At 52.7% G+C, this 1,718-nt stretch carries 1 protein-coding gene; it reads left to right on the top strand.

The window, feature by feature from the left end; all coding sequences use genetic code 11:
- Nucleotides 1–1,667: phosphomethylpyrimidine synthase ThiC (thiC, locus tag KDK14_RS01570; RefSeq protein WP_257263260.1), on the top strand; the 1,667-nt coding region annotated here is incomplete at its 5' end.
- Nucleotides 1,668–1,718: the final 51 nt, after the last annotated feature.

Here is a 1,718-nt window from a genome sequence, read left to right as displayed (position 1 = left end):
GGGTAGGCCTGCGGGAAATAACCATTGGGCACAGAAATGGCGAGTACAGCAAGTTATCCACAGAATCTGCGGTTCGGGTGTATGACACATCCGGTCCTTATACTGATCCGGAATACTACCCGGATCTTCTTCAGGGCCTGCCGCCTGTCCGTGCAGCCTGGATACTGGCCCGTGAAGACTCAGTAGAACTCAGTGCCCACTCCTCAACCTATGCACTGCGACGAAAACAGGATATCCAGGTTGAGCCAATGCGCTTTCATTCACCTGCCCCTGTCAGATGTGCCCTGCCTGGCAGAAATGTTACTCAGCTCCACTATGCCAGGCAGGGAATAATCACACCGGAGATGGAATATATTGCGATCAGGGAAAACATGGGCAAGCCTGAAGCAAGGATAACCCCGGAATTTGTTCGTCAGGAGGTGGCATCAGGTCGCGCTGTGATACCCGCTAATATTAACCATCCCGAAGCGGAGCCAATGATTATCGGCCGAAATTTTCTGGTGAAGGTCAATGCCAATATTGGTAATTCGCCTGTGACATCCACCATAGAAGAAGAGGTTGAAAAGCTGCTCTGGGCAACCCGTTGGGGCGCCGATACGGTGATGGATCTTTCCACCGGCAAGTATATCCATGAAACCCGGGAGTGGATTATCAGAAACTCCCCGGTACCGATTGGGACTGTGCCAATTTATCAAACGCTGGAGAAAGTAAACGGCAAGGTAGCCGAGCTTGATTGGGAGGTGATGAGGGACACCTTGATTGAGCAGGCGGAACAGGGAGTGGATTATTTTACCATACATGCCGGCACCCTGAGAGATCATGTGAAACTGACCACTGACCGGGTGACCGGTATTGTCTCAAGGGGCGGTGGGATACTCGGGCAATGGTGTGAAATTCATGATCGCGAAAACTTTCTCTATGAGCATTTTGGTGAGATCTGCAAAATATGCAAGGCATACGACATTACGCTTTCATTAGGGGATGGGTTGCGCCCGGGGTCCGTTGCTGATGCCAATGACGCGGCACAGTTTGCCGAACTGAAAACGCTAGGTGAGCTGACCAGGAAAGCCTGGGAACATGATGTGCAAGTAATGATTGAAGGACCCGGGCATATACCGATGCACCTGATTCAGGAAAATATGGATATGCAGCTGAAATATTGCCATGAAGCGCCCTTCTACACACTGGGTCCACTGACGACAGATATCGCCCCTGGCTATGACCATATTACTTCCGGGATCGGTGCAGCGATGATTGGCTGGTTTGGCTGTGCGATGCTCTGTTATGTAACGCCAAAAGAGCATCTTGGTCTACCCAATCGAGAGGATGTCAAGCAGGGATTGATTGCCTACAAAATTGCGGCTCATGCGGCAGATGTCGCTAAAGGTCATCCCGGTGCCCAGCTCAGGGATGATGCACTTTCCCGTGCCCGGTTTGAGTTTCGCTGGGAGGACCAGTTTAACCTGGCCCTGGACCCGGATACCGCCAGAGCCTACCACGATGAAACCCTCCCGCAGGACAGCGCCAAGGATGCAGGTTTCTGCTCCATGTGCGGACCAAACTTCTGCCCAATGCGCATGACCCATGATGTGCGGGAGTTGGCAGAGCCTTCAGCAAATGAAGAGCCTTCAGCTAATGAAGAGCCCGGGGAGGCCGTCCGAGAATAGACTGCCCTACGCGGCAACTGCTCCTGCGTTGCTCCAGGAGCTTGTTAAGGC

Source organism: Endozoicomonas sp. ONNA2 (assembly GCF_024606365.1).
Lineage (GTDB): Bacteria > Pseudomonadota > Gammaproteobacteria > Pseudomonadales > Endozoicomonadaceae > Endozoicomonas.
The sequence above is the reverse complement of the archived record's forward strand: the minus strand, read 5'-3'. Positions and strand labels throughout refer to the sequence as shown.